We start from the raw sequence: 14953 nt of genomic DNA, 5'->3' as shown, positions 1-14953 counted from the left end.
GCGAAATCGGGCAGGCCGTTCGCCGCCCTCTACGCGCGTCAGACGTCTTTCTACGCGCGTCAGACCTCTTCCTTGCCGGAAATCTCCCGGTGACACGTGGCATCGGCACGTGCGCAACTGACCGACTCGTAGGCCCCCACGCCGATCGCGGCGAAGTTGCTGAGGCTCTCCGTGCCCGGCTCGAAATAGCCACTGTGCCCGATCGCGCCGTTCGCCGACACGATCCGTGCCCCGAAGGCCGGGTCGACCGGATCGGCGCCGTGGCCGAGACCGCCGACCGCCAGGTTCGGCACGTCCGCGATCCAGTCGTCGGCGTCCCGCATCGCCCACACCCTGGCCCGGGTGTGCAGCGCGGAGGCGCTGTCCGCCCGCATGCCGGGACTGCCCGCGACCGCGATGTCCGACACCCTGGACGGCAGGTTGTGCGCGGCGACGCCGCACAGCACGGAGCCGTAGCTGTGGCAGAACAGCGAGACGTCCGAGGAGCCGGGCAGCGACTCCAGCAGGGCGTTCAGCCGCACCGCCCCCTCCTTCGCGAGCCCGCCCAGCGCCGCGTCCATGCCGATCCCGGCGGGTGCCGTGTAGTCGGCCCACGCGATGACCGCCGTACGGGAGCCGGGGCGCGCCGAGCGCTCGGCGCCGTACAACGACTGCGCCATGCCGACCGGCGCCGCGTTCTTCTTGACGCCGGTGCGCTCCAGCGTCAGGAGGTTCGTGTCCACCCCGGGCACGACGACCGAGACCCGCTCGGCGCGGTCGAGATCGCCGAAGACCTCGGCGGCCCGGCCACGACCCGACGGGTCGAAGGCGAGGATCTGCCGGTCACCGGCGAGCAGGGAGCGGAAGCGTTCCAGACGGGCCACGGACTGATGGCGGCCGTCCGGGGAGAGCCGCACGTCCCGCGTCCGCTGTTCCTCGGCCGTCTCCGCCTGCTCCAGGGCGTGCCGGTTGGCCCGGTAGCGCAAGCTGACCGGCGCGCCGTTCAGATTCCCCACCACCAGCGGGTACGTGTCGGCCAGGGCGACCTGCTGGCCCGCGGTCAGCGTCGCGAAGAAGTGGGCCAGCCGGTAGGCCGGGGCGCCCACGTCCGGGAGAGCATGACCGGCTATCCGGTCCTTCGCCCACGAAGCGAGCGCGATCTCGCGCGGTGCGGCGGAGTGCTGATGACGCACGGCGGTCCAGCCGGTGGTCGCCAGCATCACGAACACGACCGCGATGGCGAGCAGCGCGCGCCATGCGGTGAGCGTGGGGGAGGAGTCGAAGGAAGTCACTGCGCCCCACCCTAGGAGACGCGCACGCGGCGTCGTCGCAGGGGTGACACGGATCACTCGACCGCGGGGAATTGACCGCCCGTCTCTTACGCTCCGTGTGCGCCGGGTCCACGCTCCGGCGCGCCGGATGACCGTCGCGCGTCCGAAATGCCCCAAGGGGCAGGGGCATTGTGAAGTCGACCATGCGGCGGCGATGAGGAGTACGGCACACCTGTGCGGTTCACGTAAGGACGTGCCTATGCGGCGCGCCAGCTCCCGGAGAGCGCAGGTCCGAGCTGGTCCAGGTGGAGTTCGGTCAGCTCCCGGAGCGCTTCCACTCCGGCGTCCTTCCGGCGGCCCCACAGCTGTCCGGTCAGCCGCATCACGCCGGAGAAGGCGGCGACGGCCACGCGTGGACGCGGATCCGTGTCGAGGTCGAGCCCCTCACGCTCCGCGATCACCAGAGCGGTCTGCTGCTCCAGGCCGATGTGGCGCCGCATGTGGGCGGCGTGCAGCGCGGGGGTCGATTCGATCATCCGGTAGGCGCGCATCTGGAGTTCGGCCGTGACGTCCTCGTCCTCGGCCTCGGCGAGGGAGCTCCACGCCCCCAGGGCGGCCCGGCGCAGTGCCTCGAAAGGGGGCTCCGCGGCCGGACGTTGACGCAGTTCCGTGAGGAAGCGGGCGTCGACCGCCTCCTGGACGGCGAAGGCGACGGCCTCCTTGTTGGCGAAGTAGCGGAAGAAGGTGCGCTGGGAGACCTCCACGGCGTCGACGATCTCGTCGACGGTGGTCCGCTCGTACCCCTGCGTGGTGAAGAGCCTGAGGGCGGCGTGCAGCAGGGCTTCGCGGGTGCGCCGCTTCTTGCGCTCGCGCAACCCCGCCGGAGCCCCTGACGGAAGAGCCCCGGATGTCTGCCTGCGTGTCACGTGCCGGACCTCTTTTCCCTGCTTTGCCCTGCTCAGCCTACCTGTGAGCTACGTGACAGTTACTGTCTTGTGAATTGGTTTGTCAACTGTCAGAGGCTGACATAACGTCCTGTGCATGACTAGTCAGACCACTGTCGAGAAGGCACCGCGGGAGCCTGAAGACACCTTTGTTCCCGCCCCGGCGAAAGGGCTGCGCGGCCACCCCTGGCTGACGCTCTTCGCCGTGGCCATCGGCGTGATGATGGTGGCGCTCGACGGCACGATCGTCGCGATCGCCAACCCGGCCATCCAGCAGGACCTCGGCGCCTCGCTCGCCGACGTCCAGTGGATCACCAACGGCTACATGCTCGCCCTCGCGGTCTCCCTGATCACCGCGGGCAAGCTCGGTGACCGCTTCGGCCACCGTCAGACCTTCCTGATAGGCATCGCGGGGTTCGCCGCCGCCTCGGCCGCGATCGGCCTCTCCCAGGGCGTGACCCTGGTGATCGTCTTCCGGGTGCTCCAGGGCCTCTTCGGCGCCCTGCTGATGCCGGCGGCGCTCGGCCTGCTGCGCGCCACCTTCCCGGCCGAGAAGCTGAACATGGCGATCGGCATCTGGGGCATGGTGATCGGCGCCTCCACCGCGGGCGGCCCCATCCTCGGCGGTGTGCTCGTGGAGCACGTCAGCTGGCAGTCCGTCTTCTTCATCAACGTGCCCGTCGGTGTGCTCGCGCTCGTCTTCGGCCTGGTGATCCTCAAGGACCACCGCGCCGTGAACGCGCCCAGGTCCTTCGACATCGGCGGCATCGTGCTGCTGTCGCTGGCGATGTTCTGCCTGATCTGGTCGCTGATCAAGGGCTCCGAGTGGGGCTGGGGCGACCCGAAGACGATCGGGTTCCTCGTCGGCGCCGTCGTCCTGTTCGCCGCGTTCGCGTTCACCCAGACGAAGGTCAGGGAGCCGCTGATCCCGCTGGCCATGTTCCGCTCCGTGCCCCTCTCGGCAGGGGTGGTGCTGATGGTGATGATGGCCTTCGCCTTCATGGGCGGGCTGTTCTTCGTGACCTTCTACCTGCAGAACGTGCACGGTATGAGCCCGGTCGACAGCGGTCTGCACCTGCTGCCGCTGACCGGAATGATGATCGTCGGCTCGCCGCTCGCGGGCTTCGCCATCACCAAACTCGGCCCGCGCGTGCCGCTCGTCGGCGGCATGGTGTTCACCGCGGTCGCCATGTTCGGCATGTCGCAGCTGACCATCGGCACCAGCACGCTGACCATGTCCATCTGGTTCGGTCTGCTCGGCCTCGGCCTCGCCCCGGTGATGGTCGGCGCGACCGAGGTCATCGTCGGGAACGCCCCCATGGAGCTCTCCGGAGTCGCCGGAGGGCTCCAGCAGGCCGCCATGCAGGTCGGTGGCAGCCTCGGCACGGCCGTCCTCGGCGCCGTCATGGCCGCCCAGGTCGACGCCAAGCTCGGCGACAACTGGAAGGCCGCGGGGCTCCCGCCGGTCGACCCCGCGCAGCTGGACCAGGCGTCGTCCGCCGTCAAGGTCGGCATGCCGCCGGTCGCCCCCGGCACCCCGCCGGAGATCGCGGCGAAGATCACGGGCGTCGCCCATGACACGTTCGTGTCGGGCATGAGCTCCGCCTTCATGGTCGCGGGCATCGTCGCGGTGGTCGCCGCCCTGGTCGCCATGCTCACCAAGCGCGGCGCCAACGCCGAGGCGGGCATGGGCGCCGGCCACATCTGACCCTCCGCCGCCCCCGGTCCGCCCCTGCGGATGCCGGAGGTCCGGACGTCAACACAGCGCACGCGACAGCCCCGCCGGACGGTTCCGGCGGGGCTGTCGCCTATCAGGGTGGTCCGCCGCCCGCCCCCTTCCCGGCCCGCGCTCCCGCAGGTCAGAGTGCGGACATGCGGGCCGCCCGGCTCGCTCGACCACGGGGGTTGATCCACCATGCGTACGACCGTTCTCGCCGCCACCCTGGCGGCCACCGCGCTCGTCCCGGCCACGGCCATGTCCTCCGGCGCCACGCCCGCCGTCCACCACGGGGCCGCCGTCCACCACGGGGCTGCCGTCCACCACGGGCCCGCCGGGCAGGAGCGCTCACGCCGCGCGCCGCAGGCCGCACCCGCGGGGCTCGCGCCCTGCGGGGCGGGGCAGCTCTGCCTCTGGGCCAAGCCCGACTTCACCGGGGCCGCACAGGTCCATGAGCTGTCCACCGTCGACATCGAGAGCTGTGTCCCGCTGCCGGCCGGCAGCTCCGCACAGGCCCTGGTGAACCGCACCGGGCGGCCCGTGACCACCTACCAGTCGGCCGAGTGCGCCGAGACCGGCGAGTTCGAGACCTACCCGGGCGGCGGCACCTGGGTGCCCCGGTCGCCGTATACGGTCAGGGCCTTCAAGATCTGGGAGAGCTGACCGCGCCGACCCCGGGGAGGCGGGCCCCCGCCCGGACGCCGAAGGGCGGCGGACCAGGGGCCCGCCGCCCTTCTTCAGGAACCAGCTGTTCCTTACGCGTCACCGCCGGCCGGGCCGGGGCCCGCGGCGGCCACGTCCAGCAGCTCGTAGCGGTCGAGCGCCGTCTTCAGCGCCGAACGGTCGATCTTGCCTTCCTTCGCCAGCTCGGTCAGCACCGCGAGCACGATCGACTGCGCGTCGATGTGGAAGAAGCGGCGCGCCGCCCCCCGGGTGTCGGCGAAGCCGAAGCCGTCCGCGCCCAGCGACTGGTACGCGCCGGGCACCCAGCGCGCGATCTGGTCGGGCACGGAGCGCATCCAGTCCGAGACCGCCACGAACGGGCCCTCGGAGCCGGAGAGCTTCCGCGTGACGTACGGGACCTGCTGCTCCTCCTCCGGGTGGAGCAGGTTGTGGCGCTCCACCTCCACGGCCTCACGGCGCAGCTCGTTCCAGGAGGTCGCCGACCAGACGTCCGCCTTCACGTCCCACTCGTCGGCGAGGATCCGCTGGGCCTCCACCGCCCACGGGACCGCCACACCGGACGCCAGGATCTGGGCCGGGATCCGGCCCTTCTCCCCGGCGCGGTAACGGTGCACGCCCTTGAGGATGCCCTCGACGTCCACGTCGGCGGGCTCCGCCGGGTGCTGGATCGGCTCGTTGTAGACGGTGAGGTAGTAGAAGACGTCCTCGTTCTCGTCGGGCGTCCCGCCGTACATCCGGCGGAGACCGTCCTTGACGATGTGCGCGATCTCGTACCCGAACGCCGGGTCGTAGGAGACGCAGGCCGGGTTCGTCGAGGCGAGCAGCTGCGAGTGGCCGTCCGCGTGCTGCAGACCCTCACCGGTCAGCGTCGTACGTCCGGCGGTCGCTCCCAGCACGAATCCGCGCGAGAGCTGGTCGGCCATCTGCCAGAACTGGTCACCGGTGCGCTGGAAACCGAACATCGAGTAGAAGACGTACACCGGGATCAGCGGCTCGCCGTGCGTGGCGTACGCCGAACCGGCGGCGATCAGCGAGGCGGTGCACCCGGCCTCGGAGATGCCGTCGTGCAGCATCTGGCCGGTCGGCGACTCCTTGTACGCGAGGAGCAGCTCACGGTCCACGGACTCGTACTGCTGGCCGAGCGGGTTGTAGATCTTCGCGCTCGGGAAGAACGCGTCCATGCCGAAGGTGCGGTACTCATCGGGGGCGATCAGCACGAAACGCTTGCCGATCTCCTTGTCCCGCATGAGGTCCTTCAGCACACGGACGAACGCCATGGTCGTGGCGATCGACTGCTGACCCGACCCCTTCTTCGCGGTCGCGTACGCCTTCTCGTCGGGAAGGGGCAGCGGCTTCGCACGCACCACACGCGTCGGGACGTAGCCGCCCAGACCCTGGCGGCGGTCGTGCATGTACTGGATCTCCTCCGAGTCGCGGCCCGGGTGGTAGTACGGCGGGTTGCCGTCCTCCAGCTGCTTGTCCGCGATCGGGATGTGGAGCCGGTCACGGAAGCGCTTGAGGTCGTCCGCCGTGAGCTTCTTCATCTGGTGGGTCGCGTTGCGGCCCTCGAAGTTCGGTCCGAGCGTCCAGCCCTTGACCGTCTGCGCGAGGATCACCGTCGGCTGGCCCTTGTGGGCCTTGGCCGCCGCGTACGCCGCGTAGACCTTGCGGTGGTCGTGACCGCCGCGGCCCAGGTGCAGGATCTGGTCGTCGGACATGTCCTTGACCATGTCGCGCAGCCGCGGGTCGTCACCGAAGAAGTGATCGCGGATGTACGCCCCGGTCTCCGTGGCGTACGTCTGGAACTGGCCGTCCGGCGTGGTGTTCAGCTTGTTGACCAGGATGCCCGTGCGGTCCTGCGCGAGCAGCGGGTCCCAGGTGCGGTCCCAGACCAGCTTGATGACGTTCCAGCCGGCGCCGCGGAACTGGGACTCCAGCTCCTGGATGATCTTGCCGTTGCCGCGGACCGGCCCGTCCAGGCGCTGCAGGTTGCAGTTCACCACGAAGGTGAGGTTGTCCAGCCCCTCGCGGGCGGCGATGGAGAGCTGGCCGAGCGACTCGGGCTCGTCCATCTCGCCGTCGCCCAGATAGGCCCAGACGTGCGACTTGGAGGTGTCGGCGATGCCGCGCGCCTCCATGTAGCGGTTCATCCGCGCCTGGTAGATCGCACCGAGCGGGCCGAGGCCCATCGAGACGGTGGGGAACTCCCAGAAGTCCGGCATCGACCGCGGGTGGGGGTAGCTGGACAGCGCGTGTCCGGCCTTCGACTTCTCCTGGCGGAAGCCGTCGAGCTGCGCCTCGCTCAGCCGGTCGAGGAGGAAGGCGCGGGCGTAGATGCCCGGGGACGCGTGTCCCTGGAAGAAGATCTGGTCACCGCCCAGACCGTCGTCCTTGCCCCGGAAGAAGTGGTTGAAGCCCACGTCGTACAGCGAGGCGGAGGAGGCGAAGGTGGCGATGTGGCCGCCGACACCGATCCCGGGACGCTGGGCGCGGGAGACCATCACCGCGGCGTTCCACCGGGTCGCGTTGAGGACCTTGCGCTCGATCTCCTCGTCGCCGGGGAAGAACGGCTCGTCCTTCGTGGCGATCGTGTTGACGTAGTCGGTGCTGCGCATCTCGGGCACGGCCACGCGCTTCTCGCGCGCGCGCTCGATGAGCCTGAGCATCAGGTAGCGCGCCCGCTCACGGCCGCGCTCGTCGACGGCGGCGTCGAGGGAGTCGAGCCATTCCTGGGTCTCTTCAGGATCGAAGTCCGGGACCTGGCTCGGAAGGCCGCCAATGATGATCGGGTTGCGATCGGATCCGGAAGCCACACTGTTCCTTCGCTGTTCGGTGGTGCTCTTCGGGGCCTGGTTGCGGGGAACGTACCCCCGTGGTGGCCGCGTACGCCGCCACCATCGTGTACCGCCAGGGCCTGAACGTCATCTCTACTGTGGGGTAACACGAGGTTCACCGGACGCCGTGTCCGGGCACCAGTACCAGCAGCGCGAGGGCGGCCCTGCCCAAACCGCAACCATACGCCCAACCCGGCCAAGCGTTCCCAAAGCCCGTTCGAATCCGAATGGCGGAGCGAAACGGCATAAGCTGAGGAAGGACGTAAAGGGTCCGGACACCATTTCCGGGCCCGCAGGAGACGGCCGGAAGTTGCGGCGACGTGGCAGGGAACGTCACCGTTTAGGCGGTCTCGGACGCCGGGTACTTGCGCGATTCGCCGAGCCCGTGTGGACTACGGCCAATGCCCCGCGCACGCGCGTGGCTGAAGCATTTTCCGAAACATGATCAGGAGGCAACCCGTGAGCGCGACCGCGGACCACGCGGAGGAACGGACCAACACGGCCGCAAGGCTTGGGTTCGAACCCGGACAGGTGGTCCAGGAGATCGGCTACGACGACGACGTCGAGCAGGAGCTCCGTGAGGGCATTGAGGCCACAATCGGCCAGGAACTCGTCGACGAGGACTACGACGACGTCGCTGACGTCGTCCTGCTCTGGTTCCGCGACGAGGACGGCGACCTTACGGACGCGCTGGTGGATGCCATTGGTCTGATCGAGGACGGTGGGGCGGTCTGGCTGCTGACGCCCAAGACCGGCCGCGACGGATACGTCGAACCGAGCGACATCAACGAGGCTGCCCAGACAGCTGGTCTCGCCCAGACCAAGAGCATCAGCGCGGGCAAGGACTGGACGGGCAGCCGTCTGGTCACTCCCAAGGGGGCCCCGGCCAAGCGCTGAGAGCTCTTTCCACACCCGAAGGCCCCCGACGGCACCACGCCGCCGGGGGCCCTCGTACGTGCACCCCCGCGGGCCTGCCCCGGGTCCGCCGGGGACGCTGCGTAGGGTGGGTGTCACCCGGACGGACCAGGCCGGGGACGTACGACCACTGAGAAGGGACGCGTTTCACATGGCGATCGAGGCCGGCACGAAGGCTCCGGATTTCGAGCTGAAGGACAACCACGGGCGGACCGTGAAGCTCTCCGACTTCCGTGGTGAGAAGAACGTGGTGCTGCTCTTCTACCCCTTCGCCTTCACCGGTGTCTGCACGGGTGAGCTGTGCGCGCTCCGGGACGAGCTCCCCGCGTTCGAGAACGACGACACCCAGCTGCTCGCCGTCTCCAACGACTCGATCCACACCCTGCGCGTCTTCGCCGAGCAGGAGGGCCTCGAGTACCCGCTCGTCTCGGACTTCTGGCCGCACGGCGCCGTCTCGCGGGCGTACGGCGTCTTCGACGAGGACAAGGGCTGCGCGGTGCGCGGCACGTTCATCATCGACAAGGAGGGCGTGGTCCGCTGGACCGTCGTCAACGGCCTGCCGGACGCGCGTGACCTGAACGACTACGTCAAGGCGCTCGACGCGCTCTGATCCGGGGATCCCCGGGACCGGCCCGCGTCGGCCCCGGGGTCCGCGATGTGCGGGATCCGGCGTTTGTGACGTGCCGGATCCGGGGATCTCCTGGCGGCGGGCGGCCAAAAGCCTGTTTTGGCCGGGAACCGGTCACTAGGATCCAATCGTTGATCCGATGCCAACGCACGACGGGGGCGCTGGTGTCTGCCGGCCCTCTCACAACTTTTGGAGGACTCGTGGGAGTCAGCCTCAGCAAGGGCGGAAACGTCTCGCTGACCAAGGCCGCGCCGAACCTGACCGCGGTCATCGTCGGTCTGGGCTGGGATGCCCGTACGACCACCGGCGGTGACTTCGACCTCGACGCCAGCGCACTGCTGACGAACGCCGAGGGCAAGGTCGGCAGCGACGGGAATTTCGTCTTCTTCAACAACCTCAAGAGCCCTGACGGCTCCGTCGAGCACACCGGTGACAACCTCACCGGTGAGGGCGAGGGCGACGACGAGGTCATCAAGGTCAACCTCGCCGGTGTCCCGGGCGACGTCGACAAGATCGTCTTCCCGGTCTCGATCTACGAGGCCGAGAGCCGTCAGCAGAGCTTCGGCCAGGTGCGCAACGCGTACATCCGCGTGGTGAACCAGGCGGACAACAGCGAGCTCGCGCGCTACGACCTCAGCGAGGACGCCTCGACCGAGACCGCCATGGTCTTCGGCGAGCTCTACCGCAACGGCGCCGAGTGGAAGTTCCGTGCCATCGGCCAGGGGTATGCCTCGGGTCTGCGCGGCATCGCGCAGGACTTCGGCGTCAACGTCTGAGCCCGTCCGGAGAAGCCTCCGGACACCGCTCGGGCGAGAACGTCCGAGCCGGTCCGGAGAAGCCTCCGGACACCTCACAGCTCCACCGCGTCCGGCGCCGCACACGTGCGGCGCCGGACGCGCTCGGCAGAGCGCCCCGCGTCCGTCAGGCGCCCCTGCCGGGGGGAAAGACCGTCCATCGACTCGGGGAGGACACACCATGGGCGTCACGCTCGCCAAGGGAGGCAATGTCTCCCTCTCCAAGGCCGCACCCAATCTCACGCAGGTGCTGGTCGGGCTCGGCTGGGACGCACGATCCACGACGGGAGCCGACTTCGACCTCGACGCCAGCGCACTGCTGTGCCAGTCGGGCCGGGTCCTCGGCGACGAGTGGTTCGTGTTCTACAACAACCTCACCAGCCCCGACGGCTCCGTCGAGCACACCGGGGACAACCTCACGGGGGAGGGTGACGGCGACGACGAGTCCGTCATCGTGAACCTCACGCAGGTCCCGGCACACTGCGACAAGATTCTTTTTCCGGTATCGATCCATGATGCCGACAATCGTGGGCAGACATTCGGTCAGGTCAGCAATGCCTTCATCCGCGTGGTGAACCAGGCGGACGGTCAGGAGCTGGCGCGGTACGACCTCACCGAGGACGCGTCGACGGAGACGGCGATGATCTTCGGCGAGCTCTACCGCTACGGCGGGGAGTGGAAATTCCGTGCAGTCGGACAGGGGTACGCGTCAGGGCTTCGGGGCATCGCTCTAGACTTCGGGGTCAACGTTTCGTAAAGCCGCGCACGGCGCGGGGGAGCCCCGTACTCAACCGGGGGAGACCCGTTACTTACACGATGGGGTAGCCAGTGCTTCTGAAAACCTTCGGCTGGTCGTTCGCGGTTACCGCGCTCGGCCTGGTCGCAGCGGTGTTCTACGGGGGGTGGCAGGCATTCGGCGTCGTAGCGATCCTGTCGATCCTGGAGATCTCGCTGTCCTTCGACAACGCGGTGATCAACGCCGGAATCCTGAAGAAGATGAGTGCCTTCTGGCAGAAGATCTTCCTCACCGTCGGTGTGCTCATCGCGGTCTTCGGTATGCGGCTGGTGTTCCCCGTCGTGATCGTGGCCATCAGCGCCCAGCTGGGGCCGATCGAAGCGATCGACCTCTCGTTCAACGACCCTGAGCGGTACAAGGAACTGGTGACGGACGCCCATCCGTCGATCGCCGCTTTCGGTGGCATGTTCCTGCTCATGATCTTCCTCGACTTCATCTTCGAGGACCGTGACATCCAGTGGCTGCGCTGGATCGAGCGCCCGCTCGCCAAGCTCGGCAAGGTCGACATGCTGTCGGTCTGCGTCGCGCTGATCGTCCTCCTGGTCGCGGCCATGACGGTCGCCACCCAGGCGCACCAGCACGGTGGCGGTCACGCCGACAAGGCGTCGACCGTGATGCTCTCCGGCATCGCCGGCCTGATCACCTACCTCGTGGTCGGCGGTCTCTCCGGATTCTTCGAGAACAAGCTCGAAGAGGAGGAGGAGCGCGAGCAGGAGGCCGAGGAAGAGGCCAGGAAGTCCGGCAAGTCCCCCTCCGCGGTGGTTCTGGCGGGCAAGGCCGCGTTCTTCATGTTCCTCTACCTTGAGGTCCTCGACGCGTCCTTCTCGTTCGACGGTGTCATCGGCGCCTTCGCCATCACCAACGAGATCGTGCTGATGGCGCTCGGCCTCGGTATCGGCGCCATGTACGTCCGTTCGCTCACGGTCTACCTGGTCCGTCAGGGCACGCTGGACGACTACGTCTACCTCGAGCACGGCGCGCACTACGCGATCGGCGCCCTGTCGGTGATCCTGCTCGTCACCATCCAGTACGAGATCAACGAGATCATCACCGGTCTCGTCGGCGTCGTCCTGATCGGCTGGTCCTTCTGGTCGTCGGTGCGGCGCAACAAGGCGCTCGAGGCGTCCGGCGGCGACGGCGGCGGCTCGGATTCCAAGGCGGAGGTCTCCTCCGGGGTGTGACCCGGTAGGGATTGAGGAACGCTCTCTCTGCGGGGCGGCCCACGTCGGCGTTCCCGGGTGACACCCGGGCCCGGCCCGGTGGCCGCCCCGCAGTGGCGTGCGGGGTGTGTGGGGCCGTAGGCGGCGGGTCGGCGGTACTTACCGATACATGTGGGGGTTGGGATGGCCTTCTGGGACGGCCTGTTTCCGCGGCGGGCGTCGCAGTTCGAGTCGGGTAACTCCGCGACGAACTCGATCGTGCTCTCCAGGCGCAACGCCACGGTCTCGCTGAACAAGCAGGGCGCGCTGTCGGGCAACCTGCGCGTCAACCTGTCGTGGCGGATGCGTACGTCGGACATCGGCGGCCGGTCGCGGCAGAGCGGCCGGCTGCTGCGTCCGCTGAAGCTCTTCCAGCCCGAGGTCGTCCAGGCGCACACCCAGGGCATGGTCAACGTCGACCTGGACCTGGGCTGCATGTACGAGCTGGCGGACGGGACCAAGGGCGTGGTGCAGCCGCTGGGCAACCTCATCGGCGACCTGAACGCGGCCCCCTACGTCAGGCTCAGCGGGGACGACCGGTTCGGGGCGCCCTCGGGCGAGACCGTCTACGTGAACCTCGACAAGCGCGACGAGATCAAGCGCCTGCTGTTCTTCGTATACATCTACGACCAGACCCCGGCCTTCGACCGGACGCACGCCAAGGTGACGCTCTACCCGGGCAACGGCCCGCGCATCGAGATCGAGCTGGACGAACGGGCCCCGCAGGCCCGCTCGTGCGCGGTGTTCACGGTGGACAACGTCAAGGGCGAGCTGATCGTGCGGCGCGAGGTGAAGTTCGTGTACGGCTTCCAGTCGGAGCTGGACCGGATGTACGGCTTCGGCATGCAGTGGGGACGCGGCTACAAGACGCGGGCCTGAGTGCGTGCCGTGAAGGGTGACCGCGCCACCGGTTCACGGGCGGAGGAACTGCGGGCCCTGCGGGGGGAGCACGAAATTCGGGTCGGCGGCGGGCGCCGCCGCGGCAGCGGGTTGCGGGTAGCCGTACGCGGGCTGGGCCGCGGCGGGCTGGGGGTAGCCGTACGCGGGCTGCGGCGGCGAGGTGGGCTGCGGGTAGCCGTAGGCCGGCTGGGGCGCCGCAGACGGCTGCGGGTAGCCGTAGGCGGGCTGCTGGACCGTCGCCTGGGAGTCGGGCGCGGGCTGCTGGTGCTGCACCGTGGACCGGGGACCGGGCGGGGGGTGCTGGACCGTGGCCTGGGGGTCGGGCACAGCCGCAGGGCCGGGCTCGGACGCCGCCTCGGCCTCGTCCACCGAGATGCCGAAGGCGGTGGCCAGCCCGACGAGGCCCGTCGGGTAGCCCTGCGCCACGGCCCGGAACTTCCAGCCGTCACCACGCCGGTACAGCTCGCCGCAGATGACGGCGGTCTCCTCACCGGTCTCCGCCCGCACGTCGAAGACGGCGAGCGGCTCTCCCTCGGCGGACGCCGCGTCGTACAGCGATATCCGCAGGTCCGTCACCCGCTCGAACGCCGCCTCGTCGCAGGACGCGGCGATGACGACCTGGTCCACGGAGGGGTCGAGCGCGGAGAGGTCCGCCTCGATCGTGTCCGTGAGCCCCTCGGGGGCGCTGCGCTTGGGCAGGCGCCGGACGAGGCCCGAAGGATGCCGGGGCTGGTTGTAGAAGACGAAGTCCTCGTCGGAACGCACCCGTCCGTCGGGGCCGATCAACAGGGCGGAGGCGTCCACGTCCGGGACACCGGCCCCCGGGGTCCAGCGCAGCACGGCCCGTACGGCCGTGGCGTCGAGAGGGACGTTCGAGCCCTTCAGCATCGCGTGCGTCATGGCGGTCATCCTGCCTGCTGGGTGGGTGTCCGGACAACGCGGGGGTACGAACCAGTAGGCCAGGCGCGGTTCGCGAGGGGCACGCAGGCGCGCCGCAGGGGGTGTGAGATACGCCGGGGACACCCGAAGTTCATATGGCCGGGGAACCAGCGGCACCCGTCCGAACGTACTATTACCGGCCATACGTTTGTCCGGTCTCTATGGCAGTACGGGGGAATCACATGCGTCATTTCGGGCACATCTCGCCCGCTGTCCGGGAGGGCCTGTTCTTCAGGGAGCCGTGCGAATTCGACGCCGGTTCCTCCTCCCGCATGCTGTCCGCGGCCCTGGGCGCCACGCTCTACAGCCCCGCGACCCGGCCCAGACTGGCCGACGACGTGATCAAGCAGGCGGGCCAGGGAGTCGTCTCCATGGTGCTCTGCCTGGAGGATTCCATCGACGACGCCGAAGTGGTCGGCGCCGAGGCCAACCTGGTCCAGCAGTTCGCCGACCTCGAGAAGCGGGCCGCCGACGTGCCGCTCCTCTTCATCAGGGTCCGTGAACCGGAGCAGATCTCCGACCTCGCGCGGCGGCTCGGGAGCTCCGTCCGATTGTTGTCCGGATTCGTACTACCGAAATTCACGGAAGAGCGGGGCGAGCTCTTCCTGGAGGCCCTCACCGCGGCCGAGGCGGACAGCGGCCACCGGCTGTTCGCGATGCCCGTCCTCGAATCACCCGAACTGCTCCACCTGGAGAGCAGGGACGACACCCTCCGGGGAATCGCCCGCACCGTCGACAAGTACCGGGAGCGGATCCTGGCGCTGCGGCTCGGCGTCACCGACTTCTGCTCCGCCTACGGTCTGCGACGGGCCCCCGACATGACGGCGTACGACGTCCAGATCGTCGGCGCCGTCATCGGTGACGTCGTCAACGTGCTCGGCCGCGCCGACGGCACCGGCTTCACCATCACCGGGCCCGTGTGGGAGTACTTCCGTCTGCAGGAGCGGATGTTCAAGCCCCAGCTGCGCCGCAGCCCCTTCATGGGGCAGGCCGAGGAGCTGCGCACCGCCCTCATCGAGCACGACCTGGACGGACTGCTGCGCGAGATCCAGCTCGACCGGGCCAACGGGCTGCTCGGCAAGACCTGCATCCACCCGTCCCACGTCCTGCCCGTGCACGCGCTGTCGGTCGTCAGCCACGAGGAGTACAGCGACGCGCAGGACATCCTGCGGCCCGAGCGGGGCGGCGGCGGGGTGCTGCGCTCCGCGTACACGAACAAGATGAACGAAGTGAAGCCGCACCGCGCCTGGGCGGAGCGGACCCTGCAGCGGGCGGAGGTCTTCGGCGTGGCACGCGAGGACGTCGGTTTCGTGGAGCTCCTGGCCGCCGGCGTGGCGGACTGAGGCGCGGGCA

The 14953-nt window shown here is 69.1% G+C and carries 13 protein-coding genes; 9 read left to right on the top strand and 4 right to left on the bottom strand.

Annotation, left to right across the window (positions count from 1 at the left end):
- Positions 1 to 59: 59 nt before the first annotated feature.
- A complete protein-coding gene (locus OG488_RS11460) occupies positions 60 to 1271 on the bottom strand; it encodes an alpha/beta hydrolase (RefSeq protein WP_329228419.1) in 1212 nt (403 codons plus the stop codon).
- A gap of 236 nt (positions 1272 to 1507) precedes the next feature.
- Positions 1508 to 2176: a TetR family transcriptional regulator gene (locus tag OG488_RS11455; RefSeq protein ID WP_329228417.1), complete on the bottom strand. Its 669-nt coding sequence runs from the start codon at positions 2174 to 2176 to the stop codon at positions 1508 to 1510.
- A 115-nt stretch (positions 2177 to 2291) separates the two neighbouring features.
- On the opposite strand from OG488_RS11455, the gene OG488_RS11450 reads away from it, so the two are divergent.
- Both OG488_RS11450 and OG488_RS11445 read left to right on the top strand, forming a co-directional pair.
- Positions 2292 to 3902 (top strand): MFS transporter, encoded by a 1611-nt coding sequence (locus OG488_RS11450; RefSeq protein WP_329228415.1) that lies wholly within the window; start codon positions 2292 to 2294, stop codon positions 3900 to 3902.
- A gap of 207 nt (positions 3903 to 4109) precedes the next feature.
- Entirely contained in the window at positions 4110 to 4574 is a 465-nt protein-coding gene (locus tag OG488_RS11445; protein WP_329228413.1) for a peptidase inhibitor family I36 protein, read from the top strand.
- 92 nt (positions 4575 to 4666) lie between these two features.
- Here the strand turns inward: OG488_RS11445 and aceE are convergent, their stop codons facing one another.
- On the bottom strand, positions 4667 to 7408 hold the full coding sequence (gene aceE, locus OG488_RS11440) for a pyruvate dehydrogenase (acetyl-transferring), homodimeric type (protein WP_329228411.1): 2742 nt from the start codon (positions 7406 to 7408) through the stop codon (positions 4667 to 4669).
- A gap of 480 nt (positions 7409 to 7888) precedes the next feature.
- On the opposite strand from aceE, the gene OG488_RS11435 reads away from it, so the two are divergent.
- The 6 genes from OG488_RS11435 (at position 7889) to OG488_RS11410 (ending at position 12640) form a co-directional block, all read left to right on the top strand.
- A complete protein-coding gene (locus tag OG488_RS11435; protein WP_031092598.1) occupies positions 7889 to 8326 on the top strand; it encodes a DUF3052 domain-containing protein in 438 nt (145 codons plus the stop codon).
- 169 nt (positions 8327 to 8495) lie between these two features.
- Positions 8496 to 8954: a peroxiredoxin gene (locus OG488_RS11430; RefSeq protein WP_329228406.1), complete on the top strand. Its 459-nt coding sequence runs from the start codon at positions 8496 to 8498 to the stop codon at positions 8952 to 8954.
- Between the two features lie 218 nt (positions 8955 to 9172).
- Positions 9173 to 9748 carry a TerD family protein gene (locus OG488_RS11425; RefSeq protein ID WP_329228405.1) on the top strand — a complete coding sequence of 192 codons (576 nt, stop codon included), beginning with the start codon at positions 9173 to 9175 and terminating at the stop codon, positions 9746 to 9748.
- A 199-nt stretch (positions 9749 to 9947) separates the two neighbouring features.
- On the top strand, positions 9948 to 10523 hold the full coding sequence (locus OG488_RS11420; protein ID WP_329228403.1) for a TerD family protein: 576 nt from the start codon (positions 9948 to 9950) through the stop codon (positions 10521 to 10523).
- A 71-nt stretch (positions 10524 to 10594) separates the two neighbouring features.
- On the top strand, positions 10595 to 11743 hold the full coding sequence (locus tag OG488_RS11415; protein ID WP_329228401.1) for a DUF475 domain-containing protein: 1149 nt from the start codon (positions 10595 to 10597) through the stop codon (positions 11741 to 11743).
- Positions 11744 to 11905: 162 nt separating this feature from the next.
- The gene (locus OG488_RS11410) at positions 11906 to 12640 is read left to right on the top strand and encodes a TerD family protein (protein ID WP_329228399.1); all 735 of its coding nucleotides are present in this window, start codon (positions 11906 to 11908) and stop codon (positions 12638 to 12640) included.
- A 33-nt stretch (positions 12641 to 12673) separates the two neighbouring features.
- Here OG488_RS11410 and OG488_RS11405 read toward each other — a convergent pair whose 3' ends face one another.
- On the bottom strand, positions 12674 to 13561 hold the full coding sequence (locus OG488_RS11405) for a TerD family protein (protein ID WP_329228397.1): 888 nt from the start codon (positions 13559 to 13561) through the stop codon (positions 12674 to 12676).
- A 221-nt stretch (positions 13562 to 13782) separates the two neighbouring features.
- On the opposite strand from OG488_RS11405, the gene OG488_RS11400 reads away from it, so the two are divergent.
- A complete protein-coding gene (locus OG488_RS11400; protein WP_329228396.1) occupies positions 13783 to 14943 on the top strand; it encodes an HpcH/HpaI aldolase/citrate lyase family protein in 1161 nt (386 codons plus the stop codon).
- Positions 14944 to 14953: the final 10 nt, after the last annotated feature.

Source organism: Streptomyces sp. NBC_01460 (assembly GCF_036227405.1).
Lineage (GTDB): Bacteria > Actinomycetota > Actinomycetes > Streptomycetales > Streptomycetaceae > Streptomyces.
The sequence above is the reverse complement of the archived record's forward strand: the minus strand, read 5'-3'. Positions and strand labels throughout refer to the sequence as shown.